Here is a 16,841-nt window from a genome sequence, read left to right on the forward strand (position 1 = left end):
AGAACGATTGACAAATGCTTCAGCGGAGTCGTTCAATGCTAAAATCAAAGCTTTTCGAAGCCAGTTAAGAGGGGTGGATGATCTGAAATTCTTCATGTTCAGACTGGCTAGGCTATACGCTTAAAAGAAAGCTTACCAACCAGGAAAATCCGCTGACCCGTTATATGAAAAAAGAGTCTAACGCATTTGCGTTAGACTCTTTTTTCATATAACTGTTTTTATTCGTTTTTCATTGATTGGTCGATCACCTCAATTTTTTTCAAGATCAATTCTAGGTCTGCTTTGAGTTTTTCCACTTTACGATTCATTTCCGTAACCAAACTGCTACCTTTTTTGGAAGAACTGGTCAAGAAGCCCAAGTTGTTCTCGTATGTTTGAATTTCATTCTTCATGTTTTCGTAAGCACGAACCAGTTTTTCGCGTTCACGATAAAGGTTGCCTTCCTTGCTGATGGTTGATTTAAAATTGCTTAATTTTTTCTGTGATGCGGAAAGATTCAGCTTGTCAAACAACTTGTCGATGACACCATGATATTGCTTGTACAGTTTATCTTTTTCTTTAAACGGTACATGACCGATGCCGTTCCATTCTTTCATTAATTCTCGAATGGTGTTTCCCGCATCCTCTTCCGGTGTTTCCTGTGCGTCAATTGCATTTAATTTTTCAATGATCGCCTTTTTCTGAACCATGTTTTCCTGTTCAACCGAGCGTTGTGAAGAAGTCGCCTTGTTCTTTTGCTCGAAGAAATAATCACATGCGGCAATGAATCGTTTCCATACGGCATCCGAATACTTTTTAGGTACAGGACCGATTGTTTTCCATTCCTTTTGTAATTTGCTTAGAATATCAGCAGTTGCTTTCCAGTCTGTGCTTTCTTTTAGTGCTTCTGCTTTTTCACATAATGCTTTCTTCTTTTCCAGATTGCCTGCCATACTTTCCTTGATGGATTTGAAGAACTCGGCTTTGCGTTTGAAAAACTCATCACAAGCGGCACGGAAACGTTCGAATATCTTCACGTTCATTTTTTGAGGTGCGTAACCAATTGTTTTCCATTTAGCTTGCAAAGCAATGATTTCCTGAGTTTTGTTTTCCCAGTCTTGGAAAGTAGTGAACGTATCGTATTCCATCGCTTCCACAATTTCACAGATTACGGTCTTTTCATCCAAATTACGTTGCTCTTTTTCTTTTAAGGCTTCGAAATGTTGCTGGTGACGACGGTTTACGGCTGTAGAGGCAGTTTTGAACCGGGTCCATATATCTTCGCGCAATTCTTTTGCAACAGGACCCGTATTCCGGAATTCCTGATGTAACTTTTGTAATTGGTGGAAAGCGGAAATCACATCTTCTTCATCAGCCAATTTCTCTGCGGCTTCACAGAGATGAGTTTTTATTTCAAGATTCTTTTTAAAATCATACTCACGGAATTCATTGTTCAGCTTTATCAAGTCATAGAACTTTTCTGCATAGTGCTGATAATTTTTCCATAGTTCATTTACCTTGGCAGCCGGCACCTGTTTTATATCGTTCCATTCCTGTTGCAGTTTCTTGAATTCATTGTATGCTTTGTTGGCATCTTCGGGAGATTCGGCAAGTTCTTTCAAGCGGTCGATAATGGCGAGCTTTTTCACCAGGTTATCTTCTTTTTCTTTATCTTGTTCTGCTTGTATGGCGCTTCTTTTCTCTTTGATAGAGCTCATGATATCTTTGAAACGGCTTTCAGCATCGTCCGGTTGGGGAATAAATGCCTCAGGAGCACCTCCGCCATCAATAAATGCCTTACGGGCGGCTTCTTGCTCAGCCTTGTGCAGCTTGTAGAAGTTCTGTTTCAATAAATCCAACTCTTGTTTGTCTGCATTGCAGGCGTCTTCGTTGATTTCTTTTAAACGTTCGATGACCTCTTCTTTCGTTTGTTTAGGTACATACGTAGCGTTATTTTCTTCTGCAGTAGCGGAAGATGATACCAAAGTTTCAGATGTCTGTTCCATTGGAACTTCGGTTAAAGGGCGGATAGTTTCATTCGAGTCCATCGTATAGATTTTTAAAGTAAGCGTTTTTGTTATAACAACAATTTACAAATTAAAAGAAATAAATTAGAACTTCATACTGTTTTTCCCGATTTTTTTAGGAAAATCCTTAAAAGTGGAGAAAATAGGAGAATCAAGGGGGATAAATGCACTGCAGATTACATAGATTCATACAGATTCTCTTTTATTGTGATTCTTTGCCGGTTTCTGTGTGAATCTGTTTTTCTCTGAATTTCAATCTATGTAATCTGTAGTGAAATGTGTCAGGATAGTAATACGGTGATGCCCATATAAAGCATCATACCTATAATGTCATTGGTGATGGATATGAACGGACCTGTAGCGATGGCCGGATCTATTTTTAGTTTTTCCAGTGTCATAGGAACCAGGGTCCCAAAGATGGAAGCGAACATGACTACTGCAAACAGGCTGAATGAAACCGAATAAGTCACGGTGGCACTTGCCCCGAAACGGATGAAATTATAGATATATACCAGCATAGAAATAATAGTAGCATTGATTACGGCCACTACAGATTCCTTTACTATTTGTTTCCAGGTGTTTTGGGCATCCAGCGAGCTGTTTGCCAGTCCTTGTACGATAAGTGCCGAGGACTGTGTTCCCACATTCCCCCCTGTTCCGCCGATAAGGGGGATGTAGAGGGCCATTTCGGGATGTGCGGCAAAAGTGCTGTCAAAGTTGCCCAGAATCATGGAGTTTCCTATTCCGCCTATCATGCCGATGAGCAGCCAGGGCAGACGGGCTGTAGTCTGGCGGAATACATTATCGTCTGTTTCCACGTCTTGTGACAAACCTGATGCCAGCTGGTAGTCGCGCTCAGCCTGTTCACGTACTTCGTCCATCACATCGTCTACCGTAATCCGTCCTACCAGGCGTCCGATACTGTCCACTACCGGAACGGCGACCAGGTCATATTTTTCAATGGTTTGTACCACTTCGTCTATAGGGGTATCTACATGGACGGATATCGGTTCTTTCCTCATCACGTGCTTCACTTTGGATACGGAAGGGCTGGTGATCATTTTCTTCAACGGGAACACACCGCGCAGCCGCTGGTCATCGTCTACTACATATACATAATAGATTTCGTCCATATCTTCCGCCTGGATGCGCATTTCCTTCAGACATTCGGGCATACTCCAGTTTTCGTTTACGATTACCATTTCGGTACCCATCAATCCACCGGCAGTGTCTTCGTCATATTTCAACAAATCGACAATATCTCCGGCTTGTTCTATGTCTTCAATGTGTGAGAGGACTTCTTCTTGTTTGTCCTCGTCCATTTCACGGATAATGTCCACGGCATCATCCGAATCCATGTAGTCAACGAACCGTTTGGCGATTGTTTCAGAGGGAAGGATTTCCAGGAATTCCTTACGGGCGTCTTCGTCCATTTCGATAAGGACATCGGCGGCAGTCTCATTGTCCAGTAACAGGTATATGAACCGTGCTTCTTCCGCATCCAGTTCATTGCACAGCTCTGCTATGTCGGCAGGATGCAGTCCGGCAAGCAAGTCCTTCAGTTGCTCTGAGTCTTTTTGCTCGATCAGCTGCTCTACTTTTTCTAATTCCTCTTTATTCATCCTATTCTTCCGTTAATATAATAAATAGGTGTTATTCTTTCTTGTTTGTTCCTTTCCGGGCGATATCATTGCTATAGACAATATCCGTCTTGTTTTTCAGCGCCGCTTCCACCTGGTTGGTCAGTTCGATAAACTCTTGTACAGACAACTGTTCCGGGCGTTTGTTGAAAATGGGGTCTGCGCTCAATGGGTTCTCTTTGTCTAAAATGGAAGAAATAGAGTTTCTCAAAGTTTTACGCCGTTGGTTGAATGTTGTTTTTACAATGAGCTTGAACAATTTTTCATTGCATCCCAGTTCCGTCGTTTCATTGCGTGTCATACGGATGACCGCACTTTTCACCTTGGGAGGCGGATTGAATACATGTTCGTGTACGGTGAACAGGTATTCTACTTTGTACCAGGCTTGTATCAGGATACTGAGAATGCCGTATGTCTTGCTTCCGGGACCGGCGGCAATGCGTTCGGCCACTTCTTTTTGGATCATTCCGGTACAACAGGGTATCAGGTCTTTGTAATCCAGCATTTTAAAGAATATCTGGCTGGATATATTATAAGGATAGTTGCCGGTCAGGACAAAAGGTTTTCCGTCAAATAATTTTTCGAGGTTCAGTTTCAAGAAGTCGTCTTCAATGATATTATCTTCCAGGGCAGGGAAGTTCTCACGGAGATAGGCTACAGATTCATAGTCCAGTTCCACCACTTTTACCGGACGGTTTTTCTGCATAATAAACTGGGTTAGTACCCCCATCCCCGGTCCTACTTCCAGAATTGGCAAGTCAGGGCACACGTCTACCGTATCGGCTATATCTTTTGCAATACTGAGATCTTTCAAGAAGTGTTGTCCTAGAAATTTTTTTGGCTTTACTAATCCCATTCCGTTATTTTTCTATCGTTAATAAATAGGTTTATTTCGCTAAGATAGTATCTTTGCATCGTGCAAAGGTAAACATTCTAAATTAATATACACAGATTTTGGAACGAACTCGATTAAAAAAGATTATAAATAAAGGTTTGCAGATTGCATTTCCGTTATTTTTGGGGGCTGCGATACTGATATGGATGTATCACGGATTCAATTTTTCCCGGGTGTGGGAGGTCTTGGATGGAGGAATGAACTATGGGTGGATGTTAGTGTCATTAGTGTTTGGTGTGTTTAGCCATATTTTTCGTGGCTGGCGGTGGAAGCTTACGCTGGCTCCGTTGGGCGAGCATCCCAAAACATCCGATTGTGTGTATGCCATCTTTGTGTCTTATGCCGCCAACTTGGTTGTTCCCCGTGTAGGTGAGATTTCCCGTTGCGGGGTGTTGGCTAAATATGATGGTACATCTTTTTCCAAATCGCTGGGTACGGTGGTTACGGAACGGCTGATTGATACGCTGTGTGTGTCGTTGATTACAGGGGTAACTCTTATAATGCAGGCAAGGGTATTCGATACTTTTTTTAAAGAAACCGGCACGGATACCACGGTTTTGGCACAGGTATTTACTTCGGGGCATTTCTATATCACTATCGTCTGTGTGCTGGCCGTATTGGTGCTGGCTTTTTTTCTGATCAGGAATGTGACGGTCTTTGCTAAGGTGAAAGGCATTCTCCATAATGTATGGGTCGGTGTACTGTCTTTGCGTCATGTAAAGCGGATGCCTCTGTTCATTCTTTATACCGTCGGTATCTGGACTTGCTATTTCCTGCAATTCTATGTTTCTTTCTTTTGTTTCGATTTTTCCGATAATTTGGGAGTGATGGCGGGACTGGTCATGTTTGCTGTAGGTAGCATTGCGGTAGTAGTTCCGACTCCTAATGGGGCGGGTCCGTGGCATTTTGCTGTCATAACGATGATGATGCTCTATGGAGTGGGAAAAGAAGATGCGGGAATTTTTGCCTTATTAGTGCATGGAATACAAACTTTTTTATTAATTTTGTTGGGTATATATGGATTAGCGGCTTTGCCGTTCACAAATAAAACTAAGAAGTTATGAGTACAATTCTCTCTCTCGCTCCGCAGAATGTGTGGAAGCATTTCTATTCATTGACTCAGGTTCCCCGCCCTTCGGGTTACTTGAAGAAAGTGCAAGAGTTCTTGCTGAACTTTGGAAAAAGTGTAGGCGTAGAGTCATTCCAGGACGAAGCCGGTAATATCATTTACCGTAAGCCTGCCACTCCGGGGATGGAAAACCGTAAGAAGGTGATTCTTCAGGCTCACATGGACATGGTTCCTCAGAAGAATAACGATACAGTGCATGATTTTGAAAATGATCCTATCGAGACTTACATTGACGGAGATTGGGTGAAAGCTAAAGGCACGACTTTGGGAGCCGATGATGGTATGGGTGTTGCCGCTATCATGGCTATCATGGAAGACAAGACGCTGAAACATGGTCCGTTGGAAGCACTGATTACTGCCGACGAAGAAACCGGTATGTTCGGTGCGTTCGGTTTGAAGCCGGGAACGGTAGACGGTGATATTCTGTTGAATCTGGATTCGGAAGAAGAAGGAGAATTGTATATCGGTTGTGCAGGCGGTGAAGACCTGACAGCAGTGTTGGAATATAAAGAAGTGGAAACAGATCCGGCTGACATTGCTTTGAAAGTTACCTTGAAAGGGCTGCGCGGTGGTCATTCAGGATTGGAAATAAATGAAGGACGTGCCAATGCCAACAAGCTGATGGCTCGTTTCATGAACCAGGTGATAACTTACGATGAGGCTTGCCTGGTGTCCTGGCAAGGTGGCAATATGCGTAATGCCATTCCTCGTGAATGTGAAGTGGTCATTACGGTTCCGGCTGAAGAAGAAGCGGACGTACTGGAATTTGTGCAGGAGTGCGAAGCATTGTGGAATGAAGAATATCATGTACACGAAACACCGATCAGCTTCAAGGCAGAACGGGTGGAATTGCCTGCGATGATGGTTCCCGATGAAATTAAAGATAATCTGGTGGATGCCATTTATGCTTGTCAGAATGGAGTGATGCGTATGATTCCTACTATCCCCGATACCGTGGAAACCTCTTCCAATCTGGCTATTGTTTCTATAGGTGGTGGCAAGGCGGAGATAAAAATCCTGGCCCGCAGTTCACGCGATTCAATGAAGGATTATCTGAATACTGCATTGGAAAGCTGTTTCTCTATGGCAGGTATGGAAGTAACCCGTTCAGGTGGTTATTCAGGCTGGGAACCCAATGTGGATTCTCCTATTCTGAAAGCCATGAAGGAGTCTTATAAGGCACAATTCGGTACGGAACCTGCTGTGAAAGTGATTCATGCCGGCTTGGAATGCGGTATCATCGGTGCGGTGGTTCCGGGATTGGATATGATTTCTTTCGGTCCTACCTTGCGTTCTCCTCACTCACCGGATGAACGCTGCTTTATTCCTTCTGTAGGCAAGTTCTATGATTTCGTAGTAGCTACGTTGGAAAATACGCCGGTAAAAGAATAGTCTTTAATATCTTATAAAGATTTCGGGCGCGGATGATAGGGATTTCGTCCGCGCCTTTCTATTAATACTCCACTTTGTCACTTTTCTCTGTCCATTGTTGGAATGCCTTTATCGCCTCTTCCGCCAAAAGAACTTCGGAAGGCAGCTTGCGTGCCGAAGGCTTCAGGCTTAACTCATCATAGATAAAAGAGTCGTCAAACCCTATATTCTTGGCATCCGTCTTGTTGTTTGCATAATACATTTTATCCAGCCGTGCCCAGTAAATGGCTCCCAGACACATGGGACACGGTTCACACGAAGTATAAATTTCACATCCGCTCAAGTTGAATGTTCCCAGTTTGGTTGCCGCTGCACGGATGGCGCTGACTTCCGCATGGGCGGTAGGGTCGCATTGTGAAGTGACACGATTGACTCCGGTAGCGATAATTTCTCCGTCTTTGGCGATAACTGCTCCGAAAGGACCGCCGTCGTTTGCCACGTTTTCTATAGAAAGCTCAATGGCTTTCCGCATTAATTCTTCTTTCTTCATAGTGGTTCTATTTCTTTAGTACAGAGCAAATATACGATATTTCCGGCTATATATGCGGGAGAGGGCTTATTTTATTCGGAAACTGCCGCTTCATGTGTACACTTGTCGGTTTCTGCTACCATTGAGGTGATTGTCAGTGCCTCCGGGGACATTGCCCTGTTTTTTGTTTCAGAAGCTTCAGCCTCTCCGCAAAAGCCCGTCAATAGGGCGAAGCGGCTGAAGGATTGCCTTTGGAAATTCCTTCAGCCCGATTATGGAAGCTTCAGTTTTTGGTTGTTCGGGATGTGTTTGTGGAAGTTCATTTTCTCTGGTGCTTTTATGCCTGTTGGAAATGATGTTACTATTAGGAAGAGTTTGCTTTGACTGCCTTTCAAAATTATCGTTTCATTTTAGTGAAGAAGTTGTATCACTTTAGTGATCAAATTATTTCACTCTAGTGGTGAAACTTCATCACTAGAGTGAAACGATAAATTTGAAAGGCAGAAAATACAAACTTATCCTGATGAAAAAGAATATGTTTCCGGTTGTGTCAGTTTGCTCATTTAGGGGTGCAATACGGTGACAAGTGCCTGGATATAGGACTTTTGAAGCATTGGGGAACCAATCTGTGCGGAGTATGCATACCCCCAGAGGGTGCGGCTGAAGGATTTTTTTTCGGGCTGAAGCATTTTCCGGTGTAATCCTTTAGCCGGAATGTCCACCGGCAAAGGGTTTGCGGAGAGGCTGAAGCTTTTGAAGGAATTTTCCTGTCCTTTTTCTTTGTATCACGAATTTGCTGAATACTCCTGGTTTTCCGTAATGCGCTGGTTTGGGCTAATACTTTGCACCCTTTCGGGTATATTATGCAAAAGAAGCTAATAAATTATACCCATTAGGGTGTAATTATCGTTGGTCTTGCTATATTTGTAAAAAAAACTCAGTACGAGCTAAAAGATTGTAGATATGAAAAACGCAATGCTTATATACTTGCTGGCAGGATGCCTATATCTGTTTTCCTGTACATCGGGGAAAGATTATCCTATAGCCATGAAACAGGCCATGAGTTGCATGGATGCCCGTCCCGACAGCGCTTTGGCTTTGCTGGAGACATTGGCGGACAGCATGTCCAATGCTCCTCAGGAGACACAAATGTATTATCGTTTGCTTACTATAAAAGCAGAGGACAAACTTTATATGCCGCATACCACCGATTCCGTTATTCTTTCCATCGTTGATTATTATCGGAAAAAGGGTGATAAGGAACGCTTGTTTGAATCCTATTATTATTTGGGAGGAACCTATCGGGACATGAACGATATTTCAAGGGCGCTGAAGGCGTATCATCAGGGCATAGAGGTTGGCGAGGACACGGAGCAAACTCTTTTGCAGGGAATGACTTACGGGCAGATGGGAATCTTGTTTGCTTATCAAGAACTTTATGATGAATCGCGAAACATGATTCGGAAGGCGTTGTGTTGCTATGGAGGGTTGGGGGACTCGGTGCGGTATGCCAATACGTTGGCTACTTTGGCTCGGACGTATGATGGGAAAAATGAGAAGGACAGTGCTTTTTATTATTATAAGGAGTCTTACCGGATAGCACGGAAATACGAAAAAGATAAATTGGCTGACGGCATAGCTGGGGAAATGGGATGCTTTTACTACGATGAGGGCCAAATTGGGTTGGCAAAACAGACTTTATTGAAAGTATTGCCTGCGGAAAGGAAAGCGGGTAATGTATTGTTGTGCCTGGGAAGTATATATAAAGATGAAGGACAAGTGGATTCCGCTCGCTATTATTGGGGAGAGGTGCTGAAATATGGAAATCTTCATAAACAGTGCTATGCAAATTATTACCTGACTGACTTAGAAAAGACGCAGGGGAATGAAGTGCTGTCATTGGCTTATGACAAGCAATATAGAATATTACAAGATTCTATAAATGCAATAACTCGGACTGATGCAGTAGAGAAACTGCATCTGTCTTATAGCTTTCAGCACGAAGAACAGAAGAACCATCAGCTGGATTTGAAGAATGAAAGCTATTTAAAGAAAATCTATCTGCTTCTATTTGTTCTGCTGTTTTCCATAGCCTTGGGTGTTATTGTCATTCAGCGTATCCGCATCAGGAAGCAGAAAGCCATTGAGCAGGAAAAGCGTTTGCGGTTGATACAGGAAGAACAATATAAGCATAGCTTGGCCTATATGCGCGAGAACGAGCGGAAGTTGCAGGAAGTGGAAAGGCAATTGGTGGAAGCGGCTAAACAGAATGACACGCTCCGGCAGGAGCTGTTGCTCTCTCAGCGGAAGGTGTTGGAAACTTCCGGGCATCAAAGTGCCGCTTTGCTTTCCAACCGGGAGTTACTGGAAGATGCTTTCCGTCGGTCTGATGTCTATGCTTTCTTTCATCAAGCAGAGCAGGAGGAACTGAAAGTGCAGGAAGAGGATTGGGATGCGCTTCGCACGGCTATTGATATTGCCTATCCTCAATTCACTGACCGTCTGTATGAACTTTGTTCCAAACTGTCGCAAAGGGAACTCTATATCTGCTACCTCATCAAGTTGTCTTTAAACTGCATGAGCATGACTCGTATCTTGATATGTACTCCTTCTGCCATTTCCCAAGCCCGTAAACGGCTTTATAAAAAGATTTCGGGTCGAGAAGGTACAGGAGAAGATCTGGATAAACTAATTGCTGATTTATAGGTGTTTAGTAAATTGTCAAATCTCTGTCAAATCATTTTTTGAACCTCTTTTAATCTTTTTATCTAGCTTTGCATCATCAAATTTAAGTGATAATGCAATGATGAAAGTGAAAAGATTAATAGTGAGTTTATGCTGTTTAGTACGGGGACTTATGCTGAAAAGATACCAGTAAATAAGAATTGGGAAGATACACTTGGTGTGCGTTCTTTGTCTTCATCTCCTACCTTACTGAAAGAAGGAAATATACTTCTCATCCTGTCTGATGAGGTATTGGAAAACTTGTCCATTGCCATAACAACTGAGGATAGACGACAAGTCTGTTTGGAGTTGGCTAATGTAACGGTCGATATGGAATATGTAATACCGGTTGATATGCTTCCGTCAGGTGGTTATTATATTACAGTGATGCAGGGAACGAATTATGTGATAGGATATTTTCGTGTCGATTAAAGAGTAGGCAATGAATAGGGTATTATACATATTATTCATCGTTCTGTCTTTAAGCGGTTGCAAGATGCAAATGGCAAACATGGGAGTGGAGGAAGCACTGTCGAAAGCCGGAGGTAACAGGAAAGAGCTTTTCCAAGTGATTCGGCATTATCAGGATAGTGGTGACTCGTTGAAGTTGAAAGCGGCTCTGTTCTTGATAGAGAATATGGCAGATAAATACTATCTGACTGGCAATGTGATTGATGAATACTATACTTTTATAGATTCCGTGTATCAAATAAAGCAGCCGGAATATGAAATAGTGGGAAGAAATTAATTGTAACCTTTATAATCTAACTTTCGTCTAATCTGTATTATAAATAACTAACCTCAAAAAAATATGTTACGATTTATCAGCGTCTTTTTAATATGTATGATTACCAATTGCATACATGCGCAAACTATTAGAATTCAAGGACGGATTCTTGATGAACATAATGAATTGATATCCTCAGCAGCGATTCAATGTTATGGTGAGAATAAAAGTTTTTTGGGAGGAACTATAAGTGGAACAGACGGAAAATTTATTATCAAACAAGCTGTAAGTAATCAACAGTGCAAGTTGTTGATAACTTATATAGGATATCAAAGTTATGAAATGAACCTACAGCTGGCTGATGATGTAAACGTAGGTGATATTATATTGAAATCGGCTTCTCAGCTATTGGATGAGGTAGCTGTTACTGCAAACCAAGCAGTGAGGAAAGATAATAAATTAATGGTTTTTCCATCAAAAAGTCAAAAACATCATGCTTATGACGGCTATTCGGCCTTATCTGTCCTGATGATTCCAAATCTGAATGTAGACCCTTTCAATAAGACTGTCAGTACGCGGCAAGGAAATACCTTATTGTGTATCAACGGACGAGAAGCGAGTATGGATGAAATTAAAACATTGGATCCTAAAGATATTCTCCGGGTTGATTTCTATGAAAGCCATCATCCTGAACATCCTGCTGCTACATCGGTAATAGATTATATTTTAACAGTGCACAACTATGGAGCTACAATAGTGGGTAATCTTAACCAACGTTTAAACTACGTGAAAGGTAATGGCGGTGTCAGTGCCAAAGTGTATCATAAAAAATCAGAGTTCTCATTTTATGTGAATGGAAATTATGACCATTATACTCCTGACAGAGGAGAAGAAACTGACATACGGTTTGGCTTTCCTGATGAAGTGGTCGTGAGAACTACCCGAACACTTCCTTCGCCAATTCATGGAAATACATTCAATACTACGTTGTCTTATCTGTTTCAAGACGCTAATAACCAACTGGCTATTAGTGCTAAACTGGAAAAAGGGAATAGTAAAAATAATCATAAAAAGACAGAACTGTATAGCAACCATTCTGTAGATGAATCTGTAACAGAAAAGACACGCTCGGAAGATGCTCTGTCTGCTTTTCAAATAAGTTATAACAGGAGGATGAAACACATGCAAATCCTTCGGGTTAAACTTTTTGGCAGTTATAATAAAAATGCATACAATAGATTTTATCAGAGCCTTAATGTGTCATCAGCTAATTCTTTTTTGTCGGATACACGTGAACACTTCTATTATCTTAATCCTACATTGCTTTATGTAAAGACCATTAAACAACATAGCGTATTTCTTGATATAAACTATAGCCGTAAACAAACAGACAATACATACTATTACCAAGACCAAGCAACAAAAAGCAAGCTAAAGGACGAGCAAACTAATATCATGGCCGGGTATAATGTCCGTATTAAGAAAGTAGCTTCTATTACTTTGCAATGGGCGGATAAGTTGGTGGCTATTGATAACGGAGAGAATTCGTTATTCAAACATTATTTTGCACCTTCTACTTTTTTAAATTTGTATTTACCCAAGCAAAATACAGTTAATATCCAGTTCGGTTCAGGAATTTTTGATCCCGAAATGCGTTATCAAAATAATACGGAACAAATAATAGACCGTTATCAAATACTCAAAGGCAATCCGAATTTGAAGACCAGTTATTCTTGGGACGCTTCTTTGACTTATACCAAAGGCTTTCAATGGGGGGCGTTATCTTATTTCTTTAAATACCGCCAAGATGGAAAGAGAATATACGAACAAGTGGATTATGATCCTGAACGAGAATTGTTTGTTCATAATTATTTGAATGGAGGAAATCATATTCAAATAATCTCTGATGTGGAAGCCCAATTTAAGTTGATTCCGGATAAATTGAAATGGATGGTTACAGCAGAATACGGTTGTGATACAGAGTATGATTGGAGAAAGATAAGAAAAGAAAACTTTATAGTTCAGACTAAATTCCTTTTTACTCATAAAAATATGATGGCATCTGCGGAGCTTACTACTCCCGTTTCTTACGTGGCAAGGGGGAGTGTGTTTACTGTACCTGTTTCATTAAAGATCAATGTCGGTTATACTTTGAACTGCTGGCATTTTGAAGCCGGTACACAAAATCCTTTCAGTTGTGCTATAAAAAGTGAATACTATAATGATAGATATAGCAAAGTTACTTGTAATTACCAACCGGGTGTTTTAAATCATATTTTTTACATTAATATCAATTATAGATTTAATATGGGGAAAAAGCATCAGTTTAAAGAAGTGGAGATGGAAAACGGAAAACATTCAGGTATTTTAAAAGTAAATGATTCACTCAATGGAAAATAAATACCAACAGATAAGCGTTCAGAAGTTGGCTACATCAACAGTTGATAACCGATATTTATTACAATGTAATGGACTGTATTATGAAACTAGCTATTCTGTTGCAGAGCTAGTGTTAATGCTACAGAAGTACAGCGAGGAAAAAGAATGTATATCTTCCTTTGTGAAACAAAAGAAGGGGAGATATACAACGGAACAAATCGAGAATGTTATAGAACAATATATACATCCCATATTAATAAAGAATAGAGGAGAAAAGAAAAACAAGACATTCCTTTATGAAAGAGAGCTATTCCCAATCTCTCTTATCGATAAATTTTCTGATGCTTTTCGTTTATTATTCAAAAAGCAATACATGATAACTGTTATGTTAATAGGATTTTTGGTGGATATCTTTTTCATGATTACTACAGAAAATTTGTTGTAATTCAGCAGTCACGTAAATGTTTATAGTATACTGGGATTATTGGTGTTTATGTTGGGATCTTCTCTTTTTCATGAGTTAGGCCATGCTTCTGCCTGCAAATATTATGGCATCAAGCATGGAGGGATTGGTTTCGGACTGTATCTGAACATTCCTGTACTTTATACGGATGTTACCGAAGTATGGCAATTAAAACGTAGCTAGCGCTGTGTGGTTAATCTGGCAGGCGTATACTTCCAAAGTTATTGTCTGTTGGGGTTGTTGGTGGCATTCTTCTTGACGTACAATGATATTCTGAGGTATCTGATACTGACTATGAATTTCGGATTCCTGATGACACTTAATCCTTTTTTCAAATTTGATGGCTACTGGATAGCTTCCGATTTGTAGGGTGTGCCCAACCTGAGAAAACGCTCTAAGGAATTGGTGGGGTATCTGCTCAGGCGGATACGCAAGCAGCCGGTGAAGACTACTCCCTATCTGTTGCAGATAAACGGTCTGGAGAAATATTGCCTGCTGGTCTATTCCATATTGGTTAATCTGTTTATGGGGTACTACTTTTTTTATATCATACCACGTTTTCTCTACCGCTTTGTCCTGTCGTTTCCGGATGAAATGGAACAGCTCATATTGTATCTTTCCAATAATGTAACTCCGCCGTTTGTTCTGTTGCGCAACATCGGGATGCAGATGCTGTTTCTGGCATTGATAGGGATTATGGCTGTTAACTTGATCCGTCCATTGTTAAAGTATGCCAAACGAAAATAAGTTGATTGTGCGCAGCAATATCATTGTTCTTGTGATTGTTGCAGTGATAGGTATGATGTTGTTTTTTGTGAATGACCCTTACGGATTGAAGCTTATATTGCTTTTAGCGTGTATTATTTGGGCGAAGACTTTTGCTTTTCTGAACAGAACTGGAATAGACAGGATTGTATTTCTGTTGTGGGTATATGATATAATACTTTGTTTTACTTCGATTAATACTTTTGCTTCTGTTCGTGTTGTTCGAAATTCCACTGCTCTCTATTTTGCGTACCTGTTGTTGAGGCAAGTAATGGAATACCCTAAGAGTGTGCGTCTTCTGAAGCAGAGTATTTGTATAGTCATGGGGGTGGCACTCTTGCTGTCCCTGCTGTCTTTCTTCATTTTCCGTCGTTCTGTTTTGGATGCTGGATTTGAGGACACTTATTCTTTCCGCTTTCTTTTTCTGCCTTTGGGGCATAATACGAATGAATGGACTACTGTGTTGCTTGGTTTTGCCGGATTGTCATTGGTGTTTCATCGGTCGGGTAATACTGGCGTCAGGTGGCTGACTTACGTCCTGCTGACCTTGTCATGGGTCGCTACATGGCTTTCCTTTTCACGGGGGGCTTTTATGGCTTCTGGAATTCTTATTCTTTTACTATTGGGCGTTCTTCAGCCGATAAAAGAGAAATGGAAGTTGTTGGTTGTCGTACTGTTGAGTGTAGGTACGGTCAGCTTGTTTTGTTCCAAAGAGGTGATGACTACACTGAGCATGAACAAGACGGCCTCTCAGCGTCAAAGTACGCAGGGACGTATGAATGCCACATGTTCGGCTTTGAATGTCTTTCCGCTTCATCTTTGGTTTGGCGCAGGAACGGGGAATTATACACTGGCTATGGACAAGGAGTTGAATCAGGATACAACACAGGCTTATACAACTTTTGCTCCTAACTGGGTGGTGCAGATGCTGATAGAGAAAGGGGTTATTGGGTTAGGGTTGTCCGTTTGGCTGTTGGCTTGTATAGTCGTACAATTATGGAAAGCTCGAAGAAACAAGGTATGTGTCATAGCCGGATGTGCTTTGTGGACTCTTGCCCTGAAAGAAATGACACTGAGCACTTTGTTGTCTGCCCCTATAAGTGTTCTGCTGGCTTGTGTACTGTTGGTTTATATTCAACAGGGGGATGGACTGTCGCTACGGTGGGAAGATGCTTCAGGGAAAAACAGAATAAACTATGCCGCCATGGTGGTTTGTTGTCTGTGCTCTGCCGCTATTGAGTGCTTTATAATCCGCCATTTAGTCAATACGGAAAAGAATGAGAAAGCGGTTCTCTGTCTGCAAAAAGGAGAATATGAGGAGGCTGGCCGCCTGTTGGAAGAGGCGGGTAAGACGGTTCCCGGTCTTATTAATGAGGGAATTATGTATATGAACCGTTTCAAGGACACTTCACGGGAAGAATATCTGCAGCAGGCCGGAGAACTCTTGTCCGAAGCACAAAGGAGACAGCCGGAAGATGTACATATCGGTTATTTGCTGGCAGAACTGGACTTGCTGGGAGGAAAAGATAAACAGGCTCTTGCAGCTGTGCAGGAACTTGCTGGGTGCTATCCTCGGAATGTGCTTTACAGATATAAATTATACAGACTGCTTTACAGCCAAGGGCAGCAGGTAGAAGCGAAAGAACATTTGAAAGAGGCAGTTTTACTGTCGCCACGCATACTTGGAATGGAAGATGTCCGGATGTTAGAAAAAACAGATTCCTGTTTTTATCATTCTCTTGTCGGAGAATTATTGTTGCATCATCCACAGGATACGGATATGCCTTCCGATTTCGCGAGATACGGTTTTATTACCTACTTCTTGGGAAGAACGGATGAGGCTGAATATTGGTTGTCTCAAGCAGTGGCAGAGGTACCCAATCTTTCTATTCCTTGGTGTCTGCTGGGGAAAATTAGAAGAGAGAGAGGGGAAAACGAAGAGGCTGAAAGATATTTTAGAAAGTATAAACTCTTGACATTCGGAGCTTTCTCCGGTTCAAAAGAACTGACAGACAAGGCTTTGAAGTTGACATTTCTTCAAGAAAAGGACTTGTTTCAAAGCTATGGTATGAAGTTTCGTGAGTGGTATGGCTACCCATTGATAACCCTCCAATGAACCTATTTCCCTACCTTTTAGTTATTTTAATTAAAACGTATGCAGTCTTTAAACATCTATTTCGTTTCTTTGTTAAAGAAGACTTAGTACGAACTAA

Annotated in this window: 15 protein-coding genes; 11 read left to right on the forward strand and 4 right to left on the reverse strand. The window is 41.4% G+C overall.

The genetic code is table 11. The features are described from left to right. Positions 1 to 124 (forward strand): transposase (locus AB5062_RS18745; RefSeq protein ID WP_195494115.1); only part of this gene is annotated, 124 nt, incomplete at its 5' end. Between the two features lie 94 nt (positions 125 to 218). Here the strand turns inward: AB5062_RS18745 and AB5062_RS18750 are convergent. From AB5062_RS18750 to rsmA, 3 genes are all read right to left on the reverse strand, one after another. Next, positions 219 to 2,027, reverse strand: a complete 1,809-nt coding sequence (locus AB5062_RS18750) for a DUF349 domain-containing protein (protein WP_057280353.1) — start codon at positions 2,025 to 2,027, stop codon at positions 219 to 221. Positions 2,028 to 2,287: 260 nt separating this feature from the next. After that, the gene (gene mgtE / locus AB5062_RS18755) at positions 2,288 to 3,628 is read right to left on the reverse strand and encodes a magnesium transporter (protein ID WP_005845823.1); all 1,341 of its coding nucleotides are present in this window, start codon (positions 3,626 to 3,628) and stop codon (positions 2,288 to 2,290) included. 31 nt (positions 3,629 to 3,659) lie between these two features. Continuing rightward, a complete protein-coding gene (gene rsmA, locus AB5062_RS18760) occupies positions 3,660 to 4,502 on the reverse strand; it encodes a 16S rRNA (adenine(1518)-N(6)/adenine(1519)-N(6))-dimethyltransferase RsmA (RefSeq protein ID WP_005849048.1) in 843 nt (280 codons plus the stop codon). Between the two features lie 98 nt (positions 4,503 to 4,600). Between rsmA and AB5062_RS18765 the strand changes: the two genes are divergently transcribed. Both AB5062_RS18765 and AB5062_RS18770 read left to right on the forward strand, forming a co-directional pair. Beyond that, positions 4,601 to 5,605, forward strand: a complete 1,005-nt coding sequence (locus AB5062_RS18765) for a lysylphosphatidylglycerol synthase transmembrane domain-containing protein (RefSeq protein ID WP_005849046.1) — start codon at positions 4,601 to 4,603, stop codon at positions 5,603 to 5,605. Beyond that, the gene (locus tag AB5062_RS18770; RefSeq protein ID WP_005845829.1) at positions 5,602 to 7,062 is read left to right on the forward strand and encodes an aminoacyl-histidine dipeptidase; all 1,461 of its coding nucleotides are present in this window, start codon (positions 5,602 to 5,604) and stop codon (positions 7,060 to 7,062) included. The genes AB5062_RS18765 and AB5062_RS18770 overlap by 4 nt, the downstream gene beginning before the upstream one ends. 61 nt (positions 7,063 to 7,123) lie before the next feature. On the opposite strand, the gene AB5062_RS18775 is transcribed toward AB5062_RS18770, so the two are convergent. After that, positions 7,124 to 7,591: a nucleoside deaminase gene (locus tag AB5062_RS18775; protein ID WP_118292487.1), complete on the reverse strand. Its 468-nt coding sequence runs from the start codon at positions 7,589 to 7,591 to the stop codon at positions 7,124 to 7,126. 942 nt (positions 7,592 to 8,533) lie between these two features. On the opposite strand from AB5062_RS18775, the gene AB5062_RS18780 reads away from it, so the two are divergent. The 8 genes from AB5062_RS18780 to AB5062_RS18815 all read left to right on the forward strand — a co-directional run bounded on the left by AB5062_RS18780 (position 8,534) and on the right by AB5062_RS18815 (position 16,744). Next, positions 8,534 to 10,276 (forward strand): tetratricopeptide repeat protein, encoded by a 1,743-nt coding sequence (locus AB5062_RS18780; protein WP_118292486.1) that lies wholly within the window; start codon positions 8,534 to 8,536, stop codon positions 10,274 to 10,276. Between the two features lie 129 nt (positions 10,277 to 10,405). Beyond that, positions 10,406 to 10,726, forward strand: a complete 321-nt coding sequence (locus AB5062_RS18785; protein WP_118292485.1) for a DUF3244 domain-containing protein — start codon at positions 10,406 to 10,408, stop codon at positions 10,724 to 10,726. Positions 10,727 to 10,736: 10 nt separating this feature from the next. After that, positions 10,737 to 11,042, forward strand: a complete 306-nt coding sequence (locus AB5062_RS18790) for a hypothetical protein (protein ID WP_172778187.1) — start codon at positions 10,737 to 10,739, stop codon at positions 11,040 to 11,042. Between the two features lie 63 nt (positions 11,043 to 11,105). Further along, positions 11,106 to 13,421 (forward strand): carboxypeptidase-like regulatory domain-containing protein, encoded by a 2,316-nt coding sequence (locus tag AB5062_RS18795; RefSeq protein ID WP_118292484.1) that lies wholly within the window; start codon positions 11,106 to 11,108, stop codon positions 13,419 to 13,421. Further along, positions 13,411 to 13,845, forward strand: a complete 435-nt coding sequence (locus AB5062_RS18800; protein WP_317190245.1) for a hypothetical protein — start codon at positions 13,411 to 13,413, stop codon at positions 13,843 to 13,845. The genes AB5062_RS18795 and AB5062_RS18800 overlap by 11 nt, the downstream gene beginning before the upstream one ends. A gap of 48 nt (positions 13,846 to 13,893) precedes the next feature. Next, the gene (locus tag AB5062_RS18805) at positions 13,894 to 14,046 is read left to right on the forward strand and encodes a hypothetical protein (protein ID WP_317190227.1); all 153 of its coding nucleotides are present in this window, start codon (positions 13,894 to 13,896) and stop codon (positions 14,044 to 14,046) included. A 189-nt stretch (positions 14,047 to 14,235) separates the two neighbouring features. After that, a complete protein-coding gene (locus AB5062_RS18810; RefSeq protein ID WP_317190225.1) occupies positions 14,236 to 14,610 on the forward strand; it encodes a hypothetical protein in 375 nt (124 codons plus the stop codon). Further along, positions 14,594 to 16,744 (forward strand): O-antigen ligase family protein, encoded by a 2,151-nt coding sequence (locus tag AB5062_RS18815; RefSeq protein WP_118292483.1) that lies wholly within the window; start codon positions 14,594 to 14,596, stop codon positions 16,742 to 16,744. The genes AB5062_RS18810 and AB5062_RS18815 overlap by 17 nt, the downstream gene beginning before the upstream one ends. The last annotated feature ends 97 nt before the right edge of the window (positions 16,745 to 16,841 follow it).

Source organism: Phocaeicola sp. RTP21359st1_B8_RTP21360_211022 (assembly GCF_040911965.1).
GTDB classification, from domain to species: domain Bacteria; phylum Bacteroidota; class Bacteroidia; order Bacteroidales; family Bacteroidaceae; genus Phocaeicola; species Phocaeicola vulgatus.

Bases quoted from the DNA above. Each gene is read 5' to 3' on its own strand.
- AB5062_RS18805 (WP_317190227.1), top strand. From the start codon at position 13,894: ATGTTGGGATCTTCTCTTTTTCATGAGTTAGGCCATGCTTCTGCCTGC.
- AB5062_RS18790 (WP_172778187.1), top strand. From the start codon at position 10,737: ATGAATAGGGTATTATACATATTATTCATCGTTCTGTCTTTAAGCGGT.
- mgtE (WP_005845823.1), bottom strand. From the start codon at position 3,628: ATGAATAAAGAGGAATTAGAAAAAGTAGAGCAGCTGATCGAGCAAAAA.
- rsmA (WP_005849048.1), bottom strand. From the start codon at position 4,502: ATGGGATTAGTAAAGCCAAAAAAATTTCTAGGACAACACTTCTTGAAA.
- AB5062_RS18795 (WP_118292484.1), top strand. From the start codon at position 11,106: ATGTTACGATTTATCAGCGTCTTTTTAATATGTATGATTACCAATTGC.
- AB5062_RS18785 (WP_118292485.1), top strand. From the start codon at position 10,406: ATGCTGTTTAGTACGGGGACTTATGCTGAAAAGATACCAGTAAATAAG.
- AB5062_RS18750 (WP_057280353.1), bottom strand. From the start codon at position 2,027: ATGGACTCGAATGAAACTATCCGCCCTTTAACCGAAGTTCCAATGGAA.
- AB5062_RS18775 (WP_118292487.1), bottom strand. From the start codon at position 7,591: ATGAAGAAAGAAGAATTAATGCGGAAAGCCATTGAGCTTTCTATAGAA.
- AB5062_RS18800 (WP_317190245.1), top strand. From the start codon at position 13,411: ATGGAAAATAAATACCAACAGATAAGCGTTCAGAAGTTGGCTACATCA.
- AB5062_RS18780 (WP_118292486.1), top strand. From the start codon at position 8,534: ATGAAAAACGCAATGCTTATATACTTGCTGGCAGGATGCCTATATCTG.
- AB5062_RS18770 (WP_005845829.1), top strand. From the start codon at position 5,602: ATGAGTACAATTCTCTCTCTCGCTCCGCAGAATGTGTGGAAGCATTTC.
- AB5062_RS18815 (WP_118292483.1), top strand. From the start codon at position 14,594: ATGCCAAACGAAAATAAGTTGATTGTGCGCAGCAATATCATTGTTCTT.